The sequence below is a fragment of the uncultured Citricoccus sp. genome (genome assembly GCF_937871995.1).
GTDB lineage: Bacteria > Actinomycetota > Actinomycetes > Actinomycetales > Micrococcaceae > Citricoccus.
In genome coordinates, this window is record NZ_CALMQR010000160.1 from 1 (window position 1) to 25,623 (window position 25,623).

Annotated in this window: 19 protein-coding genes, 1 pseudogene and 2 riboswitches; of the genes and pseudogenes, 8 read left to right on the forward strand and 12 right to left on the reverse strand. The window is 69.6% G+C overall.

What is annotated here, in order from left to right; translation table 11 throughout:
• Nucleotides 1-2,150, reverse strand: a 2,150-nt coding sequence (gene gcvP, locus Q0283_RS17380; protein ID WP_298045915.1) for an aminomethyl-transferring glycine dehydrogenase, incomplete at its 3' end; no start/stop codon positions are given.
• A 154-nt stretch (nt 2,151-2,304) separates the two neighbouring features.
• Nucleotides 2,305-2,405, reverse strand: a riboswitch (glycine riboswitch).
• 250 nt (nt 2,406-2,655) lie between these two features.
• Nucleotides 2,656-2,754, forward strand: a riboswitch (glycine riboswitch).
• A gap of 151 nt (nt 2,755-2,905) precedes the next feature.
• On the opposite strand from gcvP, the gene cycA reads away from it, so the two are divergent.
• Nucleotides 2,906-4,387, forward strand: coding sequence for a D-serine/D-alanine/glycine transporter (gene cycA, locus Q0283_RS17385; protein WP_298045916.1), 1,482 nt, complete (start codon nt 2,906-2,908; stop codon nt 4,385-4,387).
• A gap of 288 nt (nt 4,388-4,675) precedes the next feature.
• Nucleotides 4,676-5,290: a heme-binding protein gene (locus Q0283_RS17390; RefSeq protein WP_298045917.1), complete on the forward strand. Its 615-nt coding sequence runs from the start codon at nt 4,676-4,678 to the stop codon at nt 5,288-5,290.
• Between the two features lie 178 nt (nt 5,291-5,468).
• Here Q0283_RS17390 and Q0283_RS17395 read toward each other — a convergent pair whose 3' ends face one another.
• The 5 genes from Q0283_RS17395 to Q0283_RS17415 all read right to left on the reverse strand — a co-directional run bounded on the left by Q0283_RS17395 (nt 5,469) and on the right by Q0283_RS17415 (nt 10,246).
• On the reverse strand, nt 5,469-5,723 hold the full coding sequence (locus tag Q0283_RS17395; RefSeq protein ID WP_298045918.1) for a glutaredoxin domain-containing protein: 255 nt from the start codon (nt 5,721-5,723) through the stop codon (nt 5,469-5,471).
• A gap of 207 nt (nt 5,724-5,930) precedes the next feature.
• The gene (locus tag Q0283_RS17400) at nt 5,931-7,616 is read right to left on the reverse strand and encodes a ubiquinol-cytochrome c reductase cytochrome b subunit (protein WP_298045920.1); all 1,686 of its coding nucleotides are present in this window, start codon (nt 7,614-7,616) and stop codon (nt 5,931-5,933) included.
• A gap of 5 nt (nt 7,617-7,621) precedes the next feature.
• The gene (locus Q0283_RS17405) at nt 7,622-8,701 is read right to left on the reverse strand and encodes a ubiquinol-cytochrome c reductase iron-sulfur subunit (protein ID WP_298045921.1); all 1,080 of its coding nucleotides are present in this window, start codon (nt 8,699-8,701) and stop codon (nt 7,622-7,624) included.
• Between the two features lie 68 nt (nt 8,702-8,769).
• Nucleotides 8,770-9,573 carry a cytochrome c gene (locus Q0283_RS17410; RefSeq protein WP_183526154.1) on the reverse strand — a complete coding sequence of 268 codons (804 nt, stop codon included), beginning with the start codon at nt 9,571-9,573 and terminating at the stop codon, nt 8,770-8,772.
• Nucleotides 9,574-9,667: 94 nt separating this feature from the next.
• The gene (locus Q0283_RS17415) at nt 9,668-10,246 is read right to left on the reverse strand and encodes a heme-copper oxidase subunit III (protein ID WP_183526151.1); all 579 of its coding nucleotides are present in this window, start codon (nt 10,244-10,246) and stop codon (nt 9,668-9,670) included.
• Nucleotides 10,247-10,580: 334 nt separating this feature from the next.
• On the opposite strand from Q0283_RS17415, the gene trpD reads away from it, so the two are divergent.
• Nucleotides 10,581-11,627 (forward strand): anthranilate phosphoribosyltransferase, encoded by a 1,047-nt coding sequence (gene trpD / locus Q0283_RS17420; protein ID WP_183526148.1) that lies wholly within the window; start codon nt 10,581-10,583, stop codon nt 11,625-11,627.
• A 40-nt stretch (nt 11,628-11,667) separates the two neighbouring features.
• Here trpD and Q0283_RS17425 read toward each other — a convergent pair whose 3' ends face one another.
• On the reverse strand, nt 11,668-11,958 hold the full coding sequence (locus Q0283_RS17425) for an Lrp/AsnC family transcriptional regulator (RefSeq protein WP_010142736.1): 291 nt from the start codon (nt 11,956-11,958) through the stop codon (nt 11,668-11,670).
• 60 nt (nt 11,959-12,018) lie between these two features.
• A complete protein-coding gene (locus Q0283_RS17430) occupies nt 12,019-12,438 on the reverse strand; it encodes a DUF3054 domain-containing protein (protein WP_183526146.1) in 420 nt (139 codons plus the stop codon).
• An 87-nt stretch (nt 12,439-12,525) separates the two neighbouring features.
• On the opposite strand from Q0283_RS17430, the gene Q0283_RS17435 reads away from it, so the two are divergent.
• A complete protein-coding gene (locus Q0283_RS17435) occupies nt 12,526-13,203 on the forward strand; it encodes a hypothetical protein (protein WP_298045923.1) in 678 nt (225 codons plus the stop codon).
• Complete coding sequence (locus Q0283_RS17440; protein WP_183526141.1) at nt 13,200-13,784, forward strand: hypothetical protein; 585 nt, start codon at nt 13,200-13,202, stop codon at nt 13,782-13,784. Before Q0283_RS17435 ends, Q0283_RS17440 begins: the two co-directional genes overlap by 4 nt.
• 24 nt (nt 13,785-13,808) lie before the next feature.
• Here Q0283_RS17440 and Q0283_RS17445 read toward each other — a convergent pair whose 3' ends face one another.
• Together Q0283_RS17445 and Q0283_RS17450 are read right to left on the reverse strand one after the other, a co-directional pair.
• A complete protein-coding gene (locus Q0283_RS17445) occupies nt 13,809-14,270 on the reverse strand; it encodes a VOC family protein (RefSeq protein WP_298045925.1) in 462 nt (153 codons plus the stop codon).
• A gap of 106 nt (nt 14,271-14,376) precedes the next feature.
• A complete protein-coding gene (locus Q0283_RS17450; protein WP_183526134.1) occupies nt 14,377-16,020 on the reverse strand; it encodes an AarF/ABC1/UbiB kinase family protein in 1,644 nt (547 codons plus the stop codon).
• A gap of 87 nt (nt 16,021-16,107) precedes the next feature.
• Here Q0283_RS17450 and Q0283_RS17455 point away from each other — a divergent pair, with 87 nt between their 5' ends.
• From Q0283_RS17455 to Q0283_RS17465, 3 genes are read left to right on the forward strand one after another with little or no spacing between them, the layout of a single operon-like run.
• Nucleotides 16,108-17,889 carry a SulP family inorganic anion transporter gene (locus Q0283_RS17455; RefSeq protein WP_183526130.1) on the forward strand — a complete coding sequence of 594 codons (1,782 nt, stop codon included), beginning with the start codon at nt 16,108-16,110 and terminating at the stop codon, nt 17,887-17,889.
• 58 nt (nt 17,890-17,947) lie between these two features.
• The gene (locus Q0283_RS17460) at nt 17,948-18,409 is read left to right on the forward strand and encodes a VOC family protein (protein WP_324590157.1); all 462 of its coding nucleotides are present in this window, start codon (nt 17,948-17,950) and stop codon (nt 18,407-18,409) included.
• A 3-nt stretch (nt 18,410-18,412) separates the two neighbouring features.
• On the forward strand, nt 18,413-19,864 hold the full coding sequence (locus tag Q0283_RS17465; protein WP_298045929.1) for an amidase: 1,452 nt from the start codon (nt 18,413-18,415) through the stop codon (nt 19,862-19,864).
• 136 nt (nt 19,865-20,000) lie between these two features.
• On the opposite strand, the pseudogene Q0283_RS17470 reads toward Q0283_RS17465, so the two are convergent.
• A pseudogene (locus Q0283_RS17470) lies at nt 20,001-24,026 on the reverse strand (Pls/PosA family non-ribosomal peptide synthetase); the annotation flags it as partial.
• A 24-nt stretch (nt 24,027-24,050) separates the two neighbouring features.
• Nucleotides 24,051-25,331: a diaminobutyrate--2-oxoglutarate transaminase gene (gene ectB, locus Q0283_RS17475; protein ID WP_298045930.1), complete on the reverse strand. Its 1,281-nt coding sequence runs from the start codon at nt 25,329-25,331 to the stop codon at nt 24,051-24,053.
• Between the last annotated feature and the right edge of the window lie 292 nt (nt 25,332-25,623).

Below are 25,623 nucleotides of genomic sequence, written 5' to 3' on the forward strand. Positions count from 1 at the left end.
GGGATGCAGAAGGTCTTGTGCAGGTTCAGGTGCGAGACGTCGCCGCCGAACCTGCCCGGCTGGGCGAGGCCGACCAGGGCGTTGAGGTTGGCCCCGTCGAGGTAGACCTGCCCGCCGGCGGCGTGGACCTTGTCGCAGACCTCGCGCACGTCGGCGTCGTAGACACCGTGGGTGGAGGGGTAGGTGATCATGATCGCCGCCAGCTGCTCCCGGTGCATGGCGATCTTGGCGTCCAGGTCGGCGCTGTCGATGGTGCCGTCCTCGGCGGTCTTGACCACCACGACCTTCAGCCCGGCCAGCACCGCCGAGGCGGCGTTGGTGCCGTGGGCCGAGGCCGGGATGAGGCACACGGTACGGGCGGAGTCACCATTGGCCAGGTGGTACTGGCGGATGGCCAGCAGGCCGGCGTACTCACCCTGGGACCCGGCGTTCGGGGCGATGGAGACGCCGGCGTAACCGGTGATGGCGCACAGACGGGACTCCAGGTCGCTGATCAGCTCGTGCCATCCGGCGGCCTGGTGCGACGGGGCGAACGGGTGGATCCCGGCGAACTCCGGCCAGGAGATGGCCTCCATCTCGGCGGCGGCGTTGAGCTTCATGGTGCACGATCCCAACGGGATCATCGTCCGGTCCAGCGCCAGGTCCCGGTCAGAGAGCCTGCGCAGGTACCGCATCATCTGGGTCTCGGACCGGTGGGTGTTGAACACCGGGTGGGTCAGGAACTCCGAGGTGCGCACGAGGGACTCCGGCAGGGCATACCCACGGTCCACCTCTCCCGTGGCCGCCGCGACGGCGGCATCTGCCTCGGCCACGCCGAAGGCCACGGCCACCGCGGCCACGTGCTCGGTGACCGTGGCCTCGTCGGTGGACACCGAGACGGTGTCCGCGTCGATCAGGCGGAGGTTGACCCCCAGCGTCTCGGCGGCGTGGACCACGGACTGGGCACGACCGGGCACACGGGCGGTCACGGTGTCGAAGAACCGGTCGGCCAGCAGCTCGATGCCTTCCCCCTCCAGGACCACGGCCAGGGTCCGTGCGTGACGGTGCACGCGGTGGGCGATCGCCGTCAACCCTGCGGGGCCGTGGTAGACGGCGTACATGGAGGCGACCACGGCCAGCAGCGCCTGAGCGGTGCAGATGTTGGAGGTGGCCTTCTCGCGGCGGATGTGCTGCTCGCGGGTCTGCAGGGCCAGTCGGTAGGCCCGGGCCCCGGTGTCATCGGTGGACACGCCCACCAGGCGCCCCGGCAGGGACCGCTCCAGGCCGCGGCGGACGGCCATGTAGGCCGCGTGCGGGCCGCCGAAGAACAGCGGGACACCGAGGCGCTGGGTGTTGCCCACGGCGATGTCCGCACCCTGCTCCCCGGGCGGGACGATAAGGGTCAGGGACAGGATGTCGGCGGCCACCGTCACCATGGCGCCGCGGTCCTTGGCCGCGGCGATGACGGCCCCGTGGTCCACGACGGCGCCGTTGTTTCCGGGCTGCTGCAGCACGATCCCGGAGATCTCACCTTCGGGCAGCCCCGCGGTCAGGTCGGCGACCTCGACCTCGAAACCCAGTGCCTGGGCGCGTCCCTGCACCACGGCCAGGGTCTGGGGGAAGAGGTTGGTGTCCAGCACGGTCTTGCCCTCGGCGTGGGCCTTGTTGGTCCGGCGCATCAACAGCACGGCCTCGGCCACCGCGGAGGCCTCGTCCAGCAGGGAGGCGTTGGCAACCGGCAGTGCGGTCAGGTCCGCGACCATGGTCTGGAAGTTCAGCAGGGCCTCGAGCCGGCCCTGGGAGATCTCCGGCTGGTAGGGGGTATAGGCGGTGTACCAGGCCGGATTCTCCAGGACGTTGCGCAGGATCACCGGCGGGGTGAGGGTGTCGTAGAAACCCTGGCCGATCATCTGGGTCTTGAGGACGTTCTTGGAGGCCATCTGCCGCAGGTCCGCCAGGACCTGGGCCTCAGAACGGGGCTCGGGCAATTCCAGCCGATCCTGTTGGCGGATGTCCACCGGCACCGCCGTGTCCACCAACTCGTCGAGGCTGTCGTACCCCAGGGTGCGCAACATCTGGGTCGCTGCCTGCGGGCCGGGACCGATGTGACGTTCGGCGAAGGAGTGGTCGCTGAGCTCAGCGGCGGTGGGGCGGGCTGGGGTGATCGTCATGAGAGGAACTCCAGAGGTCTGCGCGGTCTCCCGCGGTGTCTATGGGTTCCTCCCCGATCTGTTGCACAGCCTGAGAGTTTCCGTCCCACCCGGACGGGGTGGGACTTGCTCCTTCGGCGAGCACGGAGAACTCCGCACTACTTTCCAGATGCGCCTCGGTGCGGCGGTACGGGGGCCTGAGAGTTTCCCGGGGAGGAAATTGCTCCTACGGCGCCCGACCACGAATGCTGGACGGGACTCTCCCGCCGCACGTGAACGGCCAGACTATGTGATTGCAGTCACAGCGTATACGTACTTTCTGCCGAGTGCAACGGCACTCGCATTCACGTCATCCTGGGTCACACAGGTCCTCCTCGCCGCGGTCCTGCTGCGGATGCCCCTGTCTCACCGCCCCCGCAGCCGCCGGGCCGTGCGGAGCAGGATTCGGTGCGGAAATTCGAAAATCCATTGTGCGCCGAGGTGACTGTCACCTAGGATGTGAGGGCTGTCACAGTCGAATGGCCGTTGACGTGCGGCGGGAGAGCCCCGACCAGAACACCGGTCGGGCACCGTAGGAGCAATTCCTCCCCAGGAAACTCTCAGGTCCCCGGACCGCCGCACCGAGGCATCTCTGGAAAGTAGCGCGGAGTTCTCCGTGCTCGCCGACGGAGCAAGTCCCACCCCCTCCGGGTGGGGCGAAACTCTCAGGCCGTGCAACAGAGGGGGAGGAACCCACGGACGACGCGGCACACCGCGCAACTTACTGGAGTTCCTCAATGACCCTCACCCCAGCACGCCCCGTGAGCACTACCGAGCAGTCCCCGCATCTGGAGCGGGCCCTGTCCAACCGGCACATCCAGCTGATCGCCATCGGCGGAGCCATCGGCACCGGCCTGTTCATGGGCTCGGGGAAGACCATCTCGGTGGCCGGGCCCTCGGTGATCTTCGTCTACATGATCATCGGCTTCATGCTGTTCTTCGTCATGCGCGCCATGGGTGAGGTACTGCTGAGCAACACGGACTACAAGAGCTTCTCCGACTTCGCCGGTGACCTTCTCGGGCCCTGGGCGTCGTTCTTCACCGGGTGGACGTACTGGTTCTGCTGGGTGGTCACCGGCATCGCCGACGTCGTGGCGATCGCCCACTACGTGTCCTTCTGGTGGGGGGACCTGCCGCTCTGGATCCCCGCGGTGGCCTGCATCGTCCTCCTGGTCGGGCTGAACCTGCCCTCCGTCAAGGCGTTCGGCGAGACCGAGTTCTGGTTCGCGCTGATCAAGATCGTGGCCATCCTGGCGTTGATCGTCGTGGGTCTGGGCATGATCATCACCGGCTTCGAGTCCGACGGCACCCGGGCGGCGTTCTCCAACCTGTGGACCGAGGGCGGGATGTTCCCCACCGGCTTCATGGGCTTCGTCGCCGGGTTCCAGATCGCCGTCTTCGCCTTCGTCGGCATCGAGCTGGTCGGCACCACCGCGGCCGAGGCCAAGGATCCGGAGAAGAACCTGCCCCGGGCGATCAACTCCATCCCGGTGCGCATCCTGCTGTTCTATGTGGGTGCGCTGATCATCCTGATGGCCGTGAAGCCCTGGACCGCCTACAGCGCGGATGAGTCACCGTTCGTGGGCATGTTCGCCCTGGCCGGGCTGGTCGGCGCGGCCGGGGTCGTGAACTTCATCGTCCTGACCTCCGCCACCTCCTCGGCCAACTCCGGGATCTATTCCACCTCGCGCATGATCTACGGCCTGGCCACGGAGGGCGACGCCCCCAAGGCCTTCGGCCGGCTGTCCTCCCGGAAGGTCCCGAAGAACGCGCTGCTGTTCTCCTGCATGTTCCTGCTCGCCGGCGTCGCACTGCTCTATGCCGAGGGCAGCGTGGCCGAGGCCTTCACCCTGGTCACCACCGTCTCGGCCCTGTGCTTCATGTTCGTGTGGTCCATCATCCTCGTCAGCTATCTCGTCTACCGCCGTCGCCGCCCGCAACTGCACGCCGTGAGCGCGTTCAAGATGCCCGGCGGTACGTTCATGCCCTACGTGGTGCTGGCCTTCTTCGGGTTCATCATCTGGGCGATGACCACCCAGGCCGACACCCGGGCTGCCCTGCTCGTCACCCCGGTGTGGTTCCTGGTCCTGGGCCTCGGTTACCTGAAGCTGCGCCGCAACCCCGAGCACGCCGCCCTGCGCGCCCTCCACGAGGCCAAGGTCCGCCAGGAGCTCGAGGACCGGGACGTCCACGCTCAGGATCCGGCCCTCGCCCCCTGAACCGTCTGTCCCGCCACCGAGATCTCGCCATCCCGTCCGTCCCCCCCAGGCCGCCACCTCGGCGGGCTGGGTGGGACGGACAGCGGTACCCACCGGCCCGGGCGGAGAGTGCCGTCCCCACGAGGCCGGTGTGGGGTGAGGGCGAAGACCTCCAGACGATGCGCGGACGCGCAGACCGGTACCTGCGCCGAGGAGCAGAACCACCCTCCGCGGTGCCTCCACCGTCCGGGGGCGCATCGGGGGACCGTCGGCATAGCGCCGGCGATGACGGCGGGGTAGGTTGCTGGCATGACGGCGCATCAGCCTTATGAGACGCTGCGTGTGCATGACGGTGTTGAGGTGCGCCGGTACCCCGAGCACGTCCTGGCAGAGACGACCGTCGAGGCAGGCTTCGAGGATGCCGGCAACCGCGCCTTCCGCATCCTGTTCGGTTATATCAGCGGAACGAACCAGGCCGAGCAGAAGGTGGCGATGACGGCGCCGGTGCTCCAGGACGCCCCGTCTGAGTCCATCGCGATGACCGCTCCCGTCCTGCAGGAGGACGCGGACGTGTACCCCGACGGCACCGGCAGCGGGCGCTTCCGGGTGGCGTTCGTCCTGCCGGAGGGATTCACCCTCGAGAACGCCCCTCGCCCCACGGATTCCCGCGTGCGGTTGCGTCGTGTCCCCTCGACCGTGGCCGCGGCCATCCGGTTCCGTGGACGCTGGAGCCAGGCGAACTATCGCAAGCACCTGGAAAAGCTGCGCACCGCCCTGCGCGCCGAGAACCTCTCTCCGGTAGGACCACCACGCTTCGCCCGGTTCGATCCTCCCTTCAAGCCCTGGTTCCTGCGCCGCAACGAGATCGTCCTGAGCCTGCAGGACCCGGTCGATCCGCCCAGTCCACCCGAGAAACGTCGCTGAGGGGCTCTCGACCACTACCCGTGCAGAGCGTTTGGGGCCAGATCACAAGCTGTGGGTCCCTGCCGGGGGGTTGCGGTGAGCGCGTCCGTGGGGCACAGCGCCTGACCACCTCGGGCCCCGTCTCCGGCACTCCGGCGTGGAGGCGTGGGCGGGGGAGCCGGGGGTCAGACGCCGTGGGTCAGGAGTGGCGGGTCAGGAGGGTGGCGACCCGGCGGATCTGGTCGGGCTGGAACCCACACCAGTGGTCCTCGTCGTCGACCACGACGACGGGGGCCTGGCTGTAGCCCAGCTCGTTCTGGATGTAGACCAGGGCGTCCGGGACTTGGCGGACGTCGATCTCCTCGAAGTAGAGCCCGGCGGTGGCCAGGGCGGTCTTGGTGAGCCGGCACTGCATGCACGCCGGCCCGGTGGTGTAGACGGTGATGGTCCTCATCGGTGCGCTCTCCTTCGCTCCGTGACCCCTCTGGGATACCAGCCGGAACGGACACGTTTAGCCGGCCGTGATGGATGAGTGGTCGGAGGCGTGGGACGGAGCGGACTGATGAGCAGGTGAGGGGTCGAAGCCGTCGGAACCGGGACAGTAGGCCCACTCACGCAGGAAGGCCCCGCCGGAGCGGGGCCTTCCTGGTGTGGTGTTGTGTCAGTGCTCGAGGGTGCCGCGGCTGCCGGTGGCGGCCAGGGCGTCGGGCACGTCGTGATGGTCGTGGGTCTTGGCCTCGGCCAGCTCCGCACGGCTCACCGGCTCGACACGGTCCTCGTAGAACCAGCGGTTGAGCTTGGCGCGGCGCTTCTCCCCGCCAGAGATCTTCCCGTCCGGTCCCGGCTGGGCCGGGACGGGACGGTTCGCCTCGAAGCTGACCAGCTGGTAGAGCCGGTAGTCGTCCAGGCGTTCGTGCCGCTCCCGGAACTCGCCGTCCGGGGTCATCTCGATCACACCGGCCTCGCGACCGTGCAGAACGATCTCGCGGTCCTTGCGCTGCAGGGACAGGCAGATGCGCTTGGTGATGATGAAGCCGATGAACGGGCCCAGGATGAAGATCCCGCGCAGCCAGTAGGTCACGTCGTTCAGCGACACCCCGAAGTGGGTGGCGATGAGGTCCGAGGAGGCCGCGGCCCACATGGTGCAGTACCAGATCACGCCGGCGACGCCGATGCCCGTGCGGGTCGGGGCGTTGCGCGGGCGGTCCAGGATGTGGTGCTCGCGGTTGTCCTTGGTCACCCAACGCTCCAGCCAGGGCCAGGCGATCATCGTGCCGATGAGGATGGCAGCCGGGATCATAGGGAGCAGTACGCCCATGGCCAGGGTGTTCGTGCCCCACGGCAGCGGGATGTTCCACTTGAAGGAGAAGTCCCCGAGGACACCGGGCATCAGGCGCAGCGCGCCGTCGACCCACCCGATGTACCAGTCCGGCTGCGTACCCGCGGACACGGGGGAGGGGTCGTAGGGGCCGTAGTTCCAGACCGGGTTGACGGTGAACAGCCCGGAGATCAGCGCGATGATGCCGAACACGATGAAGAAGAACCCGCCGGCCTTGGCCGCGTACACCGGCCCGACCGGGTAGCCGACCACGTTGTTCTCGGCCCGGCCCGGGCCCGGGTACTGGGTGTGCTTGTGGACCACGACCATGAAGAGGTGGGCCACGATCAGCAGCAGGATCACACCGGGCACGAGGAACACGTGCAGGATGTACAACCGGCCCACGATCGCGTCCCCGGGGAACTCCCCGCCGAACAGGAAGAAGGAGATGTAGGATCCCACGATCGGCAGGGCCTTGATGACCCCGTCGATGATCCGCAGGCCGTTGCCCGAGAGCAGGTCATCGGGCAGGGAGTACCCGGTGAACCCGGCGGCCAGGCCCATGATCAGCAGGACGCAGCCCACGACCCAGTTCAGCTCACGGGGGCGGCGGAACGCACCGGTGAAGAACACGCGGAGCATGTGCACCGACATCGCGGCCACGAACAGCAGGGCCGACCAGTGGTGCACCTGGCGCATGAACAGCCCGCCGCGGATGTCGAAGGAGATGTCCAGGGTGGAGGCGTACGCGGTGGACATCGGCACCCCGTACAAGGGCTTGTACGAGCCCAGGTAGGTGACGTGCGCCATCGAGGGATCGAAGAAGAACGCCAGGAACGTGCCCGAGAGCAAGAGGATGACGAAGGTGTACAGGGCGACCTCGCCGAACATGAACGACCAGTGATCCGGGAAGATCTTCCGGCCGAACTCGCGCACCATGGGCGAGGCCCCGACGCGGGTGTCGACGAAGTTGGCGATCTTCCCCGTGGGGGTCGATGCCTGGTACTCGGTGGTGGATGAGGTGCTCATCGGTATCAGCCACGCTCCCAATATGCCGGTCCAACGGGCTCGTGGAAGTCGCTCTGGGCGACCAGGAAGCCCTCTTCATTGACGGTGATCGGCAACTGCGGCAGCGCATGGCCGGCCGGGCCGAAGATGACCTTGCACTCCTGCGTCAGGTCGAAGGTCGACTGGTGGCAGGGGCACAGCAGGTGGTGGGTGTGCTGCTCGTAGAGGGCCACGGGGCACCCGACGTGCGTGCAGATCTTGGAGTAGGCGACGATGCCGTCCACGTTCCAGTCCTCGCGCTCCGGGGAGATCTGCAGGTCCTGCGGATCCAGGCGCATCAGCAGCACGACGGCCTTGGCCTTCTGGTTGAGGTGCTCAGTGGGCGGCAGCTCGTTGAGCCCCTCGGGGATGACGTGGAAGGCCGAGCCGACGGTGACGTCGGAGGCCTTGATCGGGGTGCCGGTGGGGTCCCGGACCAGGCGCACGCCTGAATCCCACATCGTGTGGCGCAGACGCTCGACACCGAAGTTCTCGGTGGCGAGTTCGGAGCGGTTGTCCGAGTCGTCAAGGTCGCGGAAGAGCGCGATGGCCGGCAGGGGAGCGAGGGCGACGGCGCCGATCAGCGTGTTGCGGAGCAGCGGGCGACGCTTGAACTGGGACTCCTCGACGATGTCGTCGATCATCCCGACGGCGACCTGACGGTCCTCCTCGGTCCGCACCTCGTGGCGTGCCTCGGAGACCTCGTGGTCCGGCATCAGGGTCTTGGCCCAGTGGACGATGCCGACGCCGATGCCGAGCATGGAGAAGGCGGTCCCCAGCCCGAGCAGCATGTTCTGCAGGCGCACGGTGCCGATCTCGGTGTCCGGACCGATCTGTCCGACCACGAAGTAGCCGACGAAGAACAGCACGGTGCCGATGATGGAGATCCCGAACAGGACGGCCACCTGGCGCTCGGCCCGCTTGGCCGCCCGCGGATCCTCGTCGGCCAGCCGCGGACGGTGCGGCGGGATACCGGGGTTGTCAATGGCGTATTTGCCAGACTCCTCCACACCGGCGTGCTCAACGGCGCCCGAGTGCTCCGGACCTCCGTGGCTTTGCTCAGACATCGATCTGAATCCTTTGCTTGAGTGATGGTGACGTTGTGTGTGGCGGGCGCCCCCACGGCGCCGTCAGGTCAGGAGGACCGCGAGGTCAGCCAGACCATGAAGCCGACGATCAGTGCCAGGCCTGCGGTCCAGATGAACAGGCCCTCGGACACCGGGCCGAGCGAGCCGAGCTTGGCGCCACCGGGGGATCCCTGGGTCTCGATCTCCTTGAGGAAGGCGATGATGTCCCGCTTGTCCTCCGGCTTGATGTTGGAGTCGGAGAAGACCGGCATGTTCTGCGGGCCGGTGACCATGGCCTCGTAGATGTGCTTCTCGGAGACACCGTCCAGGCCCGGGGCGAACTTGCCACGGGTCAGCGCGCCACCGGCAGCGGCGGCGTTGTGGCACATGGCGCAGTTCACGCGGAAGAGGGTTCCGCCGTTGCCCAGGTCCACGTCCTCGTGATCGGTGTCCAGGTACTGCTCATCCGGAATCGACGGACCGGCGCCGAGGGAGGAGACGTAGGCGGCCAGCTGCGCCGTCTGCTCGTCGTTGAACTGCTTCGGCTTGGCCTGGGCCTGCGGCCCCTGCATCTGCATGGGCATGCGGCCGGTGCCGACCTGGAAGTCGACGGACGCGGCGCCGACGCCGACCAGCGTGGGGCCGTCCTGGGTGCCGACGGCCTCGTAGCCGTGGCAGGTTGCACAGTTGGCGTTGAAGAGCTTCTCGCCCTCGGTGATGTCCTCAGCGCTGTAGGTGGAACCGGTGGTGGCGGCCTGGGCCTGGTTCATGGTGCTGGCGACGGAGTAGAGGCCGCCGGTGATCAGAAGTCCCAGAAGCAGCAGCGCGAGCCCGGCGATCGGGTGGCGCCGTTTCTGTGAGAGTGCCTTCACGGTTGGTTCCTTACGTTTCTTGTGACCGGAGCAGGGTGACGTTCCGTCTCCGGTCGACCTCAGTGTGGTGCGAGAGTGCCGGTGACGGCGTGGCCTATTTCAGGAAGTAGACGATGGCGAAGAGTGCGATCCAGACGACATCGACGAAGTGCCAGTAGTAGGACACCACGATGGCCGAGGTGGCCTCGTGGTGACCGAAGCGCTTGGCCAGGTAGGCGCGTCCGATGATGAACAAGAACGCGATCAGCCCGCCGGTCACGTGGAGGGCGTGGAAACCGGTGGTGATGTAGAAGGCCGAACCGTAGGCGCTGGCGTCGATGGTGACCCCGTGGGAAACGAGCACGGCGTACTCGTAGGCCTGGACGGACACGAAGATGGCGCCCATGATGAAGGTCAGGATGAACCACTCGACCATGCCCCAGCGCTTGAGCGAGAGGAGCCCACCGGTGCGGTGCGGCTGCAGGCGCTCGGCCGCGAACACGCCGGCCTGGGCCGTGAAGGAACTGGCCACCAGGATCAGGGTGTTCACGAACGCGAGGGGCACGTTCAGCGTGGCGGTGTTCTCGGCCCACAGCTCGGGAGATGTCGAGCGCAGGGTGAAGTACATGGCAAAGAGGCCACCGAAGAACATGAGCTCGCTGGAGAGCCAGACCATGGTGCCTACTTGCACCATATTGGGTCGGCTGGGGAGCCCTGTCGCGGGCCTGGGGAGGGCATGGGTTGCAGTCGTCACCCGCCCATTATGGCCCTAAAACGTCTCACGGCTCCAATGCGACGAACGTGTCGGCGTTTCCCTCTGTTCCCGGTTCCGCGCTGTTCGCACGCGATTCCACGGCTACGCCCAGGCTTCGTACAGGTTCGCAGGTCACGGACGTTCCGGCCAGGGCGGGTGCGCCGGGACCCGACCGGCGGCCCGGCCGCCGGGGCGAGGCGCCCGCGAGGCGGTGCCGGGGCAACAGTGTGTCGCCGATCCCGGTGCAGGTGGGGGCCGGGACTAGCATGAGCCCGTGAGCACTCCGACTGAATCCCTGTCCTGGCCGTTCATCTTCAGCCTGCTGCTGGGCCGGAGAGACCTGACCACGGACCAGGCGATGTGGGCGATGCGGGAGATCATGTCCGGCAATGCCACGGACGCCCAGATCGCCGGCTTCCTGGTGGCACTCTCCGCCAAGGGCGAGACGGTCGACGAGCTGCTCGGCCTCACCCAGGTCATGCTGGACAACGCCGTGCACCTGAACGTCCCGGGGGAGACCCTCGACATCGTGGGCACCGGCGGGGACAAGCTCGGCACCGTCAACCTCTCCACCATGTCCTCCCTCGTGGCAGTGGGCGCGGGCGCCACGGTGGTCAAGCACGGCAACCGGGGGGCGTCCTCCACCGCGGGTGCGGCGGACGTGATCGAGGCGCTGGGCGTGGACCTGAACCTGCCCGTGGAGAAGGTCGTGGAGTGCGCGATGAAGGCGGGCATCACCTTCCTGTTCGCCCAGGGATACCACCCGTCCATGAAGTACGTGGCGCCCGCGCGCAAGCAACTCGGCGTGCCGACCGTCTTCAACTACCTCGGCCCGCTGACCAACCCCTCCGGGGTCCGGTCCCAGGCACTGGGCTGCGCCAGTGCCCGGATGGCCCCGCTGCTGGCGGGGGTGCTGGCGGATCGAGGCGTGCGCAGCCTGGTCTTCCGCGGCAGCGACGGGCGGGACAAGATCACGACGTCGGGTCCCACCGCGATCTACGAGGTGCGGGACGGCGCGGTGGAGGAGTACGAACTCCACCCCGAGGAGTTCGGGATCCCGCTGGCGCCCGTGGAGGCCCTGGCCGGCCGGGACGGGGCGTACAACGCCGGGATCGTCCGGGACCTGCTGGCCGGGCGCAAGGGACCGGTGCGGGACGCGGTGGTCCTCAATGCGGCGGCGGGACTCACCGCCTTCGACACGCGTGCCGATGGTCACCTGTTCGACCGGATCCGGGCCAACATGGACCGCGCCGTGGAGTCCATCGACTCCGGCGCGGCCCAGTCCGTGCTGGACACCTGGGTGGCGGTCTCCAACGCCTGAGGGGCTCCCCGGAGGGACGACCCGGGAGTCTCCCGCAGGGTCAGCGCTCGATGTTCTCGAACCCGAGCGCGAAGCCCTCTTCGAGGTCGTGCTGGGAGTAGGCACGGAACGCGAGCATGGTCTCGGTGTCCCGGACGCCCTCGACCTTGGACAGGTGGTCGGCGATGACGTCGGCCAGGTCGTCGAACTGGCGCAGGCGGACCATGGCGATGAGGTCCCAGTTGCCCGTCACGGAGTACACGGCCGTCACGCCCTCCAGGTCCGCCAGCTCGGTGGCGCATTCCGGAATGCGGGTGGGGTCGGTCTTGATCATGACGAATGCGGTCACCATCACGGTTCCTCCTGGATCGGTCGGTTGGAGGCCGCACTGCTCCGCGACCCCCGACTCATCCTAGGACCGCGCGCGGCGGCCGGGCCGCAGCAGGAGCGTCGTGACGAGCCGGCGCCCGAGCAGGAGGACGCCGAGCACCAGTGCGGTCACCAGCTGGAAGGAGGGGGCCGCCGTGTCCCCGAACAGGACGCGCAGCAGCAGACCGCCCGCCACGGTGACCAGCCACACCACGACGCCGGCCGGCCATAGTCGGGCCCACTGACGGCGGGTGGCCAGGGTGATGAGGGCCCAGGCGATGAGGAACGGCAGGGCGGTCCACAGGATCCCCGCTGGATCCATTCCGGATGCATGGGTCCTGCGGCCCAGGGTGGCGAAGAGGATGATCAGCAGGACGTCCACCCCGAGGGCGAGCCCCGGCCACCACGCGGACCGGGCCGGTGCGGTGGGGGAGGAAGCGGAGGTCTGAGCGTCTCGGGCCATCCCTCGATCGTAGGCGACGACCGAGAACCGCCTTTGAACAAACCCAGAGCGTTGTTGTTACGAGAACAAACCTCTAGGATTGTGCACATGTTCGTGATGACGATGGACCAACGGGGGTCGAGTTCCGGCCCGGACCGGGTGGCCGGGCTGGTGGACGGGCTGAACGCGGAGGGGCCTGAGCGGGGGATCGTGCGTCCCTTCCAGCGTACGGCCGGTGACGAGGTGCAGGGGCTGCTGGACCGGGCCGACGTCGTGGTCGGCATCGCCCTGTCGGCGGCACGCTCCGGGCACTGGAGTGTCGGGATCGGCGTGGGGCCGGTACGGGAACCCATGCCGCGGGAGACCCGGGCCGGAGCCGGACCCGCCTTCGAGAACGCCCGCGAGGCCGTCGAACGGGCCAAGCACTCCCCGGGCCACGTGGCGGTGTCGGCGCCCGTGTCCCGCCCCGCAGTGGCCGGGGCAGCGATGGAGGACGCGGACCCGGCGGGACTGCTCGAGGCCGTGGAGGCCGGACTGCAGCTGCTGGCCGAGCTGGAGTACCGGCGCAGCGAGGAGGGACAGGACGCCGGACGGCTGGTGGACGACGGACTGACGCAGCGCGAGGCGGCCGAACGGCTGGGCATCACCCAGCAGGCTGTGAGTTCGAGACTGCGCTCGGGTCTGTGGCATGAGACCCGCCGCCTCGCCTCCGTCGCGGCGGCCCAACTGGAGGGGCTGGACGGGCGGCTGGCCGCCGGAGGCTCAGCGCCGGGGGGCCTCCGGTGAGTGGGTTCTCCGTCGCGTCCCTCGTCCTGCTCGTGATCGCCGGGATCCTGGCCGTGCCGCAGTACTTCACCCGCACGCGCGGCACGGCGGGCAGCCCCCACCGGGTCCTCTACGCCACGGCCCTGGTCCAGCTGGTCCTGTTGGGGATCTCCGCCGTGACCGCCCTGCTCTCCGGCGGCGGGGCGGGGTGGGCCGTGGCCGCTCCACTGGCCGTGCTAGCCGCCACCCTGGGCGGTGGGTCTCCCACCACGGCGATCCTGCAGATCTCCTTCAACGCCTCCCACCCGGAGCACCAGCCCATGCTGACCGGCAAGGACGGGGAACCGGTGTTCAACGAGGAGGTGGACGCCCAGCCGGTGCTGCGCGGTGGCGCGTGGATCGGCGTCCTGGAGCGCCTGGCCGTCTCCTCCACCCTGTTGATGGGCTGGCCGGAGGGGCTGGCCATCATCCTGGCCGTCAAGGCCCTGGGGCGGTACTCGGAACTGGGCAAGTCCGGTGCCGCCGAGCGGTTCATCCTGGGTACCTTCGCCAGCCAGCTCTGGGCGTGCGCGTGCGTGGGCGTGGCCGTCCTGCTGCGCTGAGGACTGGCGTCACCGCGGCGCCGGTCACACGCAGAACTCGTTGCCCTCGGGATCCGCCAGTACCGTCCAGCCGAACGGGCCCTGCCGTCCGGACCCGATGCGGGTAGCGCCCAGAGCGACGAGTCGCTCCACCTCGGCAGCCCTGCGGTCGTCGTCGGCCCCGGGTTGGCGCAGGTCCCAGTGGACGCGGTTCTTCACGGTCTTGGTCTCGGGCACCGGCTGGAACAGGATCCGCGGCCGGTCCTGGGCGCCGGTCATGCCCGGAGGCGGGCCGATCGCCGCGCCGGCCACCCAGACCAGCCGACCGTGGTGGGTGGTGGTCTCGTCCTCGGTGGCATGGCCCTCGGCGACCATCCGCCGGATGAAGTCCTCGTCCTGGACCTCGACCTCCCAGCGCAGGGCCTCGGCCCACCAGTCGGCCAGTTCGTGGGGGCGGGCGCAGTCGACGCAGATCTGCAGTCCGTAGGCGGGGGAGCGTTCGGTCATGCACCCACGGTAGGGGCCGTCGACGCCTGCCCTGAAGGGCTGCGCTGCTGCCGTCCCCACCACGGGGTCACGCGGGTGCAGGTCCCGCCCGGCCGGGCCGGGGGACTCATCTGCGCCGCCGGCGTCGTCCGCTGAAGGCCAGGTATCCACCCAGCAGGCCTGCGGCACCGGCCGAGGCGGCGGCCACGGGGCCGCGCAGCGCGGCGGTGCGTCCGGTGCCGGAGGTGGCCACGATGCCACCGGCGACGTGGATGAAGGACGCGGCCAGCAGGCCGGCGACGATCCGGTTGCCGGCGAGCTGGCTGTGCGTGCGCTGGTGCTCGAGCTCCTCGGGTCCCAGGGTCAGCTGGGGTCCGCCCCGTTCGACCAGGTCGACCAGGCTCTGCAGCAACCGCGGCGCGTCCTCACCCGCCTGGCGCACGTCGTCGACCACCTCTCCCAGGCGGCGGCGGAGGGCGTCGAGGGAGTAGCGCTGCAGGACGAGCCGCCGGGTGAACGGGGCCAGGACGACGGCGAGATGGAAGTCCGGGTCGAGCCGGCGCCCCAGCCCCTCGGCCATGACCAGCATCTTGAACAGCATCGCCAGGTCGTTCGGCAGGTGCAACCGGTGCCGGCGCAGCATCCTCAGGACGTCGTTGATCAGCGCGGACACGGGGAGATCGGAGATGGAGTGGCCGCTGAAACGCTCGATCAGCGCCCCGGCGTCCTCCTTCAGTGCGGCCCGGTCGACCCTCTCCGGTGACCGGTTCAGCCGCAGCAGCGCGGAGGTCGCCCGGGACGGGTCCCCCCGGACGATCGCGACCAGGATGTCGCCGAGGGTCTCCTTCAGCTCGTCGTCGATCGTGCCCACCATGCCGAAGTCGATGATGCCGAGCGTGCCGTCCTCCTCGACGAAGAAGTTGCCCGGGTGCGGGTCCGCGTGGAAGACGCCGTGCTCGAACACCATCCGGCACAACACGCCGGTGGCCCGCTCGGCCAGCTCGGACCGGTCGATCCCGGCGGCGGAGATCGCCTCCACGTCGTGGATCTTGATGCCGCGGATCCGTTCCAGCGTGAGCACGCGGGACGAGGTGGTCTCCCAGTGCACCACCGGGATGTGCACCGCCGGGTCGTCGGCGAAGTTCCGCGCGAACTGCTCGGCATTGCGTCCCTCGCGGAGGTAGTCCAGCTCATGGTGGAGGGTCTCGGAGAACTCGCGGACGAGGCCGAGGACGTCGTGGTCCCGGGCGAAGTCCCAGCGCCGGGTCGCCTGCTGGGCCAGGTTCTCCAGGATGTCCAGGTCCTGGTTCACGGTCTCCACCACCCCGGGGCGGCGCACCTTGACGACGACCTCCACGCCGTCGAGGGTGGCGGCGTGGGCCTGTCCGATGGAGGCGCTGGCCAGCGGCTTCCTCTCGAAGCCGTCGAAGACGGAGGTCGATCCCAGTTCCTCGGTCAGGACGGCCATGACGTCGGCGGCGGGGATCGGACCGACCTGGTCCTGCAGCCTCGACAACTCCCGGACGTAGGGCGGTGGCAGCAGGTCCGGTCGCGTCGAGAGGATCTGCCCCATCTTGACGAAGGTCGGCCCCAGTTCCTCCAGGGCCATCCGGACATGCTCGGGCCGGGAGTACGCCTGGCCCGATGCGTGCCGCGGGATGCGGTGGAACGGGAAGCGGCCGGAGAGACCGAGCGCGCTGACCACGAACCCGAATCCGTGGACGGAGAAGACCTCGGCGATCTCCCGGTAGCGTTCGGCCCTGGAACCCATGATCGTGCACCTCCTGTCGGGGTCGAGTCTGGCACAGTCGCCCCGGGATGCTGTCCGTGCCGTGCCGGCCGGGGATACCCTGCTTCCATGTCCTCCGCTGGCGCCCTGGAGCGGGTGGCGGGGCTGGTCCCCGGAGTCGGGGTCGCCGCGCGCTACCAGCGTCGCTGGCTCTGGGCCGACGCGCGCGCGGCACTGGTCCTGACGGCCGTGCTCATCCCCGTGGGGATGGGGTATGCCCAGGCCTCGGGGCTGCCGGCGTACACCGGCCTCTACGCCACCATCGTGCCGATGCTCGCCTACGCCGTGTTCGGCCCGTCGCGGATCCTGGTCCTGGCCCCGGACTCGGCGCTGGCGCCGATCCTGCTGGTGACCATCACGCCGCTGGCGGCCGGGGACGGGGCCCGCGCCGTCGCGCTGGCGGGGCTGCTCTCCATCATGGTCGGGGTGCTGCTGGTGCTCGGCGGCGTCCTGCGGCTCGGGTTCGTCACCGACCTGCTGTCCGTGCCCATCCGGACGGGGTTCCTGAACGCGCTGGCACTGCTGGTGCTGGCCTCGCAGCTGCCGGGGCTGGTCGGCATCGACGTCGACGCCGCCGACCCGCTCGGCCAGGTCACCGGGACGGTGGCGGGCATCGCGGCCGGTGCGGCCTCGCCGCTGGCCGCGGCGCTGGGCGTCGGCACGCTGACGGTCATCCTGGGGTTCCGGCTGCTGCCGGTCGCCAAGGTGACGGGGACGATCGTTGCCGTGGTCGCCGCCGTCGGGATCACCGTCCTGTTCGGCCTGCAGGACCGGGTGCCCGTGGTGGGGGAGATCCCCCGGGGCCTGCCCGCGCCCGCCCTGGGCGGGCTGGGATGGCCCGACGTCGGCGCCCTGGCCTGGCCCGCGGTCGGCGTGGCACTCATCGCCTTCGCGGACTCCATCGCCCTGTCCCGGGCCTACTCCGCCCGTCAGCAGGAGGACGTCGGGGGCAACCAGGAGATGGCGGGGCTGGGCCTGGCCAACATCGCCGGCGGGTTGTTCGGGGGTTTCGCGGTCTCGGCCTCCGGGTCGCGGACGCCGGTGGCCGAGCAGTCCGGGGCCAGGACCCAGTTGGCCCATGTCCTCAGCGCGCTGCTGATCATGGCGTTCATGCTGCTGGCTCCCGGGGCGACCCGGTACCTGCCGGAGGCCGTCCTGGCCGCGGTGGTCATGGTGGCCGCCCTGAGCCTGCTGGACGTGGGGCGGTACCTGAGGCTGTGGCGCATGGACCGGGTGGACGCCGCGCTGTCCACGGCCACGCTGCTGGGCGTGTTCCTGGTCGGCGTGCTGGAGGGCCTCGGACTGGCGATCGGGCTGGCGTTCGTGGCCTTCGTGGTGCGGGCCTGGCGGCCCTACCGCACGGAGCTCGGCCTGGTGGCGGGGCTGCGCGGATACCACGACCTGCGCCGTCACCCCGAGGCGACCCGGGTCCCGGGCATCCTGATCCTGCGCTTCGACGCCCCGTTGTTCTTCGTCAACGCCGGGCTGTTCAACCAGTGGGTGCGCCGTTGCGTGCGCCGCGTGGTGCGCCAGGTCAGGGCGGCGGGCGGGACGCCGCCCACCACGCTGGTGCTGGCGGCCGAACCCATCACGGACGTGGACACCACGGCGGCCGAGGAACTGGCGGACCTGGACGACTGGCTGGCCGGGCAGGGCGTCACCCTGCTGCTCGCCGAACTGAAGGGCCCGGTCAAGGACTCCCTCGCGCGATACGGGATGGCCGGACGCTTCGGTCCGGAGCGATTCCCCCCGACCGTCGGGGCGGCCGTTGACGCGGTGACCGGGCGGCTGCGTCAGGACATCGACGAGACGCCGGAGGAGCGAACGGACCTGCGCGGCGAGTCCTGGTGAACCGGACAGAACCTGGGTGAGCCGGGGTGAACCGGGATGGAGGTCTCGCCGTGCGCGGATGACCCGCGTACCGTGGGGCCGCATGGGCATCCAGCGGCTGGAGAATGTCGGCATCGTGGTCGAGGACCTGACCGCCGTGAGGGACTTCTTCGTGGCCCTGGGCCTGTCGGTGGAGGGGGAGGCCTCGGTCGAGGGAGACTGGGTGGACCGCACCGTGGGGCTGGAGGACGTCCGCTCGGACATCGTCATGCTCGTCACGCCCGACGGCCACGGCCGGCTGGAATTGCAGCACTACCGGCACCCGGCGGCCCGGGACGCCGCTCGTGACGCCCCGCCGAACACGCACGGACTGCACCGCGTGGCGTTCGGCGTGGACGATGTCGACGCGGCCGTGCGCACGGCGGTCGACGGGGGAGCGCGGTTGCTCGGTGACATCGTGCGCTACGAGGACGCCTACCGGATCTGTTACCTGCGCGGGCCGGAGGGGATCATCGTCATGCTGGCCGAGCGGCTGGGCTGAGCCGTGGCGGACGACCTGCTGGAGGCCAGTGCCGTCGAGCTCACCCGGATGATCCGTGCCCGCGAGGTCTCGTCCCGCGAGCTGGTGGAGGCCCATCTGCGGCGCATCGACCAGGTCAACCCGGTCATCAACGCCGTCGTCACCCTCGACCCCGAGGGCGCGATGGTGGCCGCGCGCCGGGCCGACGAGGTCACCGCCGCCGGTGGGGAGCTCGGCGTGCTGCACGGGGTGCCGATGACCCACAAGGACACCCACCGCACGCGGGGCATGCGCACCACCCAGGGGTCGACGGTCTTCCGGGACCAGGTCCCGCACCAGGACGACCTGGTCGTCCAGCGGCTGCGGGCGGCCGGCGTCGTGACCACCGGGAAGAACAACGTGCCGGAGTTCGCGGCGGGTTCCCACACCTTCAACGACGTCTTCGGGACCACGACCAACCCGTATGCGCCCGATCGCAGTGCGGGCGGGTCCAGCGGGGGACTGGGAGCGGCCCTGGCCGCCCGGATCCAACCGCTGGGGGACGGCAGCGACATGGGCGGGTCCCTCCGCATCCCCGCCTCGTTCTGCAACGTGGTCGGTTTCCGCCCGTCCTACGGGGTGATCCCCGCCCCCTCGCCGCTGGACGCGTGGCAGTGGCTCGGCCGCATCGGTCCGATGGCACGCACCGTCCAGGACATCGCCCTGTTCATGACCGCCGTGGCAGGGCCCGTCGACGAGCTGCCGCTGGCCGCGCCGTTGACGGGGGACTCATTCGCCGGCCTGCTGCCGGAGCCCGCCGGTGGGGACGACGGCGGCCTGGCGGGGGTGCGCATCGGCTACTCGCCGGACTTCGGGCTGGGCATCCCGGTCGAGCGCCCGGTGCGGGAGGTGCTGGAGGCACAGCTGGGCGTGTTCGAGGACCTCGGGGCCGTCGTCGAGGAGGCGACGATCGACCTGCGGGAGGCCGACCGGGTGTTCGACGCGACGCGGGCGATGCACTTCGCCGCCCACCTGGGTGACGTGGTGCGGGCGCACCCCCAGGAGGTGAAGCCGGAGGTCGTCTGGAACGTGGAGCGGGGTTGGGAGCTCACGGCCGGGGACTGGATCGCCGTCACCGCGGCCCGGACGAGGCTGCAGCGGCGGGTGCGGGAGTTCTTCGGCCGGTACGACCTCTTCCTCAGCCCCACGGCGCAGGTGGTCCCCTTCGACGCGAGCCTGCGTTATCCGGCCGAGGTGGCGGGCGTGCCCTCCCGGACGTACCTGGACTGGATGCGATCGGCCTGCGTCATCTCCGCGACCGGACTGCCGGCACTCAGCGTTCCCGCGGGGTTCACGCCGGAGGGCCTGCCGGCGGGGTGGCAACTGGTGGCCAGCCACTACGACGACGTCCGCCTGCTGCGCTGGGCCGGGGCCTACGAGAGGGCCACCGGGTTCGCCGGCCGCCGGCCCGCGCTGTTGTCCTCGCATCGTCCGTGAGGGACAGGCGGTGCTTCGGACGCCGGCGCCGGTGCACGATGCGCACCCGCACGCTGGCCGGCGTGGGCGTGCTGACCGGTGCGGGCACCCCGGACGCTTCGGCTGCCCTCGACGGCATCGGCCGGGCCGGGTTCGCGTGCCACCACTGGCCGTCCGGGACCTGCTCCCCCTTCATCAGGAACGCGTCGGCGTCGATGAGGGAGTTCCGCCCCAGGTGGGTGCCGTAGTGGACGAACGCCTTGGGGGCGAGGGTCACGCCGTCCTCGACCACGATCACGTCCGACTTGAACGTCCCGTCCTCGAGTGAGTGCCCCTGCAGGATGCTGCCGAGGTTGAGGGTGCAGTAGTCCCCGATGGTGACCAGGGACCGCTCGACGAGGTTGCTGCCGTCATCGAACAGCTGCCGGCCGATCCTGGCTCCGTGCAGCCGCAACAGCCACGCCTTGAAGGGCGTGCCGTTGACCAGGCCGGCGGCCGCGTCGGACTGGAGTTTCCAGAACCGTTCGTGCCGCCAGAAATAGGGGTTGTAGATGGAGCAGTACTGGGGCTGCATGCTCCGGAAGCCCATGGTGGCCTGCTCCAGCACGGCGAAGTAGACCGCCGAGAACAGGGGCAGCAGGAACATGACCAGCGCCATGGGCCAGGAGCCGAAGTCCTGGTGCATGTCGATGGCCCACAGGGACAGGGTGGCGGCCAGCACGCCGATGAACCAGCGGGTCAGCAGCCGCAGCACGATGGTCATGGTGTTGTAGCGCAGCTTGGCCTGGAGCAACCGGTCGTGCTCGGGCCCCTCCTTCAGGTCGTCGAACGCGGCGTCGCGCATCACGCTGCGGGGGATCTCGAAGGCCGGGGAACCCAGCAGGCCGACGTCGTGGCGCATCGCGCCGGAGACCGGGACGAGCACCTTGGTGGCGAGCAGGACGTTGTCACCGATCCTCGCCCGGGGCGTGACGAGGACGTCGTTGCCGAAGAAGCTGTGGGCGCCGACCTCCGTGGGACCCACCCGGAAGGCCGTGCTCGAGTACTCGGCGTTCATGAAGATGATGCCGTCCGAGACCATGGTGCCCGTGCCCAGCCGGACCAGGTAGGGGATGTCGTGCCGGGTGAACATGCCGAAGTTGGTGCCGGTCTGGATGACCGGCTTCATCCGGTAGCCCAGCAACGAGAGATAACCGGTGATGTAGTTGCTGTCGCCGAACAACTGGCCGAAGCGCGCGTTGGTCATCCGCATCACCATGCGCATCGCCACGTATCCCAGCCCGTAGAGCGGGTAGACCCGGCCGGGTACGACCAGCCGGTTGACCAGGCGTGGCACCGTGAAGACCCACACCAGGCCGGTGGTGATGCCCACGGGGATGAGGACCAGCGTGATCCCCAGGGCGAGGAGGTTGTAGGGCCAGGCGGTCCAGGGGAGCTGCTGCACTCCCATCAGCGGGCCGCCGATGACCGGGAAGGCGTGGATGAGGGCCCAGGTGATCGTGAACAGCGGGGCGGCCAGCAGCACCGGCGTCAGGATGACCCAGAGGCCGAACACGACGCCGCGCCAGGGCCGCGGGGCGACGTCCGGCACGGTGCGGTGATCGTCACCGCCGGGCACGGCAGGCGTGCCGTGCCAGCTCTCGCCGGCGGGAATGCGCTGGCCGGGAGCCAGGCTCGAGGAGTGGGCCAGCTGCGCGTCCTGACCGACCACGGTGTCGATGTCGAGGACGCCGTGACCGCCCACGAAGGCCCGGTCGCGGACGGTCACCGGCCCGCTGCGGATCACTCCCGAGTCCACGCGATAGCAGTTGAGCATGGTGCCGGGGCAGATCACGACGTTGCTGCCGATCGTGAGCAGGTCGGGGAACGCGGGGATGGTGTTGCCGTGGATGATCGTGTTCCTGCCGACCCTGGCCCCCAGCAGGCGGAGGTACCAGATGAAGACCGGCGTCCCGGCGGCGAGCCTGGCCGGACTCAGGCCCAGCAGCCAGCGCACCACCCAGTAGTGGTAATAGCCCGCACCCCAGACGGGGATCCGCTGCACCCTGGTCCGGCCCACCAGCAGCCACTTCGCCACCACGGGCAGGATCGAGAGGAACACGAGCATGGCGGAGGCCATGCCGAGGGAGCGGGCCAGGGCGTGCCACCCGTCCGGGGCCGCGGTCAGCCAGTCGAAGAGCAGGATGAAGACGAACGCGGACAGGCTGGTCAGTGCCATGAAGGTCAGGGCCTGGGCCGCCCCGATCGCCGCGTACCGTGCCCTGCCCACCCGGTGGGCCGGTGGCGGAGCCGCGATGGTGGCTCCGGCCGGCAAGGCTCCGGTCCCCGCGGACGCGGTGGAGTCCACGAGCGCGGAGGCCAGGTCGCGAATGGTCGGGTGCCGGTAGACGTCCTGCATGACCGGGTGGCCCAGCCCCGGGTGCTCCCGGACGCGAGCGCAGAACCGGGCCATCACCAGGGAGTCGCCACCCAGGTCGTCGAAGAAGTGCGAGGTGACCCCGACTCTCTCCATGCGCAGGACCTCGGCCAGGAGCCGGGCGAGCTCGTGTTCGACGGGCCCCTCGGGGTCCACCGTCACCGTCGTCGCGCCCAGCCGGTCGGCCGGACCGGGCGGGGGGAGCCGCTTGCGGTCGACCTTGTCCGAGGGGAGCATGGGCATCTTCTCGAGTTCGATGAGGTACGAGGGCACCATGTACCCCGGCAGCCGGTCGCGCAGCAGTCCCTGCACCTGCAGGGGCTCCACGGCCGAGTCCCCGCGCCGGCAGTAGTAGGCGGCCAGTTCCACGACGTCGGGCTCCGGCCGGTGCGGTTCGACGACCGCCGTGGCGATCCCGGGGTACTGCATCAGGACCGACTCGATCTCGGTCAGTTCGATGCGGTACCCGCGGATCTTGACCTGGAGGTCGATGCGGCCCAGGTACTCGATGTTCCCGTCCTCGTCGATCCGTCCCAGGTCACCGGTGCGGTACAGCCTGCCGGAGGGATTGTTGGCCAGGCCGAGGCTGTCCTGGATGAACGCCTTGGCGGTGAGGTCGGGACGGTGGACGTAACCGGGGGACAGGGCGACGCCGCCGACGCAGATCTCACCTACCCCGCCCCGGGTGACCACCCGGTCGGACTGGGGATCCAGGAGCACCACCGAGTAGGTGGGCAGCGGGACCCCGATAGTCACGCGGTGGTCGGGGTCGAGGGGCGTCCACGTGGCCGTGACGGTGGCCTCGGTGGGCCCGTAGACGTTCAGGAAGCGCCGGTCGGGGCGATACCAGCGGGTGATGAGGTCCTGGGGGCAGGCCTCGCCCGAGACGAGCAGGAACCTCAGCCCGGGCAGGTCGTCCTCCAGGGTGGCGAGCAGGGTGGGAACGCAGCACAGGGCGGTGATCCTCCGGGACTGGAGGTACTGGTGCAGTTCCTCTCCGACCAGGGCGGCGCCATACGGTTTCGGCACCAGGGTGGCGCCCGCCATCCAGGGCACCCAGATCTCCTCGACCGAGAAGTCGAACGCGATGGTCATGCCCTGGTAGATGCGGTCCCCGTCCGTGATGCCGTAGACCTCGGCCGCCACCCGCACGAAATTGCAGATGCTCGCGTGCTCGATCGCCACGCCCTTGGGCCGTCCGGTCGTCCCCGAGGTGTAGATCACGTAGGCCAGTTCATCCACGGGGAGACCGCTTTCGCCCGGATCGAGCCGGTGCGCGGGCTGCATCGCGATGGCGGCGGCCTCCGCGTCCACGGCGACGGCATCCGCGGTGACGGACTCCAGGGCCGGGAGCAGGGAGACGCAGGTGACGACGGTGCGCACGTCGGCGTCGTGGCAGATGTACGCGATGCGGTCCGTGGGGAACCCCGGGTCGAGCGGTACGTAGGCGGCGTTCAGCTTGAGCGTGGCGAGCATGCCGGTGTAGCCATCGAGCGCATGGTCGAACAGCAACCCGACCCGGTCTCCGGACCGGACACCGCGCTGGGCCAGGTGACGAGCGAGCCGGTTGGCCCGGCAGTCCAGTTCGGCGTACGTCAGGGCTCCCTGCTCGGAGTCCACGGCCAGCCGGCCGGACTGTCCGCGGATGTCCAGGCTGTCCACCTTCTGCTCGAACAGGTGGTCCAGCCGTTCACCGGGGGACCAGCGCACCCGCTGGTCGAACCGGCTGTCGATCAACACGTCCACGTCGTGCACCGGATCGGGCATCTCCCACTCCGTTCTGATCGGATCTCAGCCGGCCACTGGCGTGGCACGCGGGTCGTCCGCGTGCCGGGACACCGCGGAGCGGAGGATCTCCAGGCCGCGGTCCAGGGTGGTCTCGTCGGTCGTGAGGGGTGCCATGACCTTGATGACCTCGTCGCGCGGGCCGCCGGCCTCGATCAGGAGGCCGTTCGCCGCGCAGGTCCGCCGCACGGCGGCGGAGACGCCCTCGTCGACCACGTCCAGGCCCTGCATCATCCCGCGGCCCTTGACCCGGGACCCCGGGATCGCTCCCGAGATCTCCTCCAGCCGTGTCCGCACCAGCTCGGAACGACGCCCGATCACCTCGGTGAACTGGGTGCCCGCCCAGAACTTGCGGATGGCCACCTCAGCCGTCACGAAGGCGTGCGCGTTGCCGCGGAAGGTGCCGTTGTGCTCCCCGGGCTTCCAGCGGTCGAGGTCCGGGCGGATCAGCAGCACGGACATGGGCAGCCCGAAACCGGAGATCGACTTGGCCAGGACCACGAGATCGGGGGCGATGCCCATGTCCTCGAAGCTGAAGAACGTCCCGGTGCGCCCGCAACCGGCCTGGCAGTCATCCACGATGAGCAGGGCACCGTGCTGGGCGGCCAGACCCGCGACGCGTCTCAGCCAGGCGGGCGAGACCTGGTTGAGGCCGCCCTCGCCCTGGACGCACTCCAGGATGATCGCTGCCGGGGCGTCGACCCCGCTCGAGGCATCGCTGAGCATGCGTTCGAGGAGCTCACTGGTGTCGATGTCGGGGCCGTGGTATCCGTCATAGGCCATCCGGGTCACGCCCTGGAGGCCCTGGCCGGACATCCGGTGGTGAGAACTTCCCGTGGCGGCCAATGAGCCGAGGCTGACCCCGTGGAAGCCGTTCGTGAACGCGATGACATTGGTCCGTCCGGTGACCTTGCGGGCCAGCTTCAGGGCGGCCTCGACGGCGTTGGTCCCGGTGGGACCAGTGAACTGCACCCTGTAGTCCATCTGCCGGGGCGCGAGGACGGCCTCGTGGAACGCGGTCAGGAAGTCGCCCTTCGCGGCCGTGTGCAGATCGAGTCCGTGGGCGATCCCGTCGCCGGCGACATAGGCCATGAGGGCGGACTTCATGTCCGGATCGTTGTGGCCGTAGTTGAGCGTCCCGGCTCCCGCCAGGAAGTCGATGTACTCTCTGCCCTCGCGGTCATACACGAAGCTGCCCTTGGCAGTGGTGAGGACGTGGGGGAAAGAGCGGCAGTAGCTGCGAACCTGGGATTCGTGCGCAGCGAAGACATCTATGAGATGGGCCACGAGGGTTCCTTCCGAGACGGTGCGGGTGGGCCCATCCCCCCTCTTGGCACTCGAATATGCACCTCGCTGAGAACGTTGTCAACGGCTCATGAGTGGCGCTGTCTCGCTGAGATCCTGGGGGCTTGGGCGCCGTCATCCCGGTGCGGCGGACGGGATCCCGCGGGCTCCAGAGTGAGGGTGCCTGAGCGACCAGATGTCGGGCCTGAGCCCCGCCTCTCACGTGGGGATTCCGGGGGAGGGGCGCCATCTCTTAGGCCTGACCTTACGGAAGTGTCTGAGGTCCGGTTGAGGA

What these genes read in the sequence shown, in the direction of transcription:
- Q0283_RS17450 (WP_183526134.1), bottom strand. Translation starts at nt 16,020, where the DNA reads ATGGGTTCCAGGGCCGAACGCTACCGGGAGATCGCCGAGGTCTTCTCC.
- Q0283_RS17430 (WP_183526146.1), bottom strand. Translation starts at nt 12,438, where the DNA reads ATGGCCCGAGACGCTCAGACCTCCGCTTCCTCCCCCACCGCACCGGCC.
- Q0283_RS17415 (WP_183526151.1), bottom strand. Translation starts at nt 10,246, where the DNA reads ATGGTGCAAGTAGGCACCATGGTCTGGCTCTCCAGCGAGCTCATGTTC.
- Q0283_RS17405 (WP_298045921.1), bottom strand. Translation starts at nt 8,701, where the DNA reads ATGTCTGAGCAAAGCCACGGAGGTCCGGAGCACTCGGGCGCCGTTGAG.
- Q0283_RS17435 (WP_298045923.1), top strand. Translation starts at nt 12,526, where the DNA reads ATGTTCGTGATGACGATGGACCAACGGGGGTCGAGTTCCGGCCCGGAC.
- Q0283_RS17390 (WP_298045917.1), top strand. Translation starts at nt 4,676, where the DNA reads ATGACGGCGCATCAGCCTTATGAGACGCTGCGTGTGCATGACGGTGTT.
- Q0283_RS17455 (WP_183526130.1), top strand. Translation starts at nt 16,108, where the DNA reads ATGTCCTCCGCTGGCGCCCTGGAGCGGGTGGCGGGGCTGGTCCCCGGA.
- Q0283_RS17460 (WP_324590157.1), top strand. Translation starts at nt 17,948, where the DNA reads ATGACCCGCGTACCGTGGGGCCGCATGGGCATCCAGCGGCTGGAGAAT.
- Q0283_RS17445 (WP_298045925.1), bottom strand. Translation starts at nt 14,270, where the DNA reads ATGACCGAACGCTCCCCCGCCTACGGACTGCAGATCTGCGTCGACTGC.
- cycA (WP_298045916.1), top strand. Translation starts at nt 2,906, where the DNA reads ATGACCCTCACCCCAGCACGCCCCGTGAGCACTACCGAGCAGTCCCCG.
- Q0283_RS17395 (WP_298045918.1), bottom strand. Translation starts at nt 5,723, where the DNA reads ATGAGGACCATCACCGTCTACACCACCGGGCCGGCGTGCATGCAGTGC.
- Q0283_RS17400 (WP_298045920.1), bottom strand. Translation starts at nt 7,616, where the DNA reads ATGAGCACCTCATCCACCACCGAGTACCAGGCATCGACCCCCACGGGG.
- Q0283_RS17425 (WP_010142736.1), bottom strand. Translation starts at nt 11,958, where the DNA reads ATGGTGACCGCATTCGTCATGATCAAGACCGACCCCACCCGCATTCCG.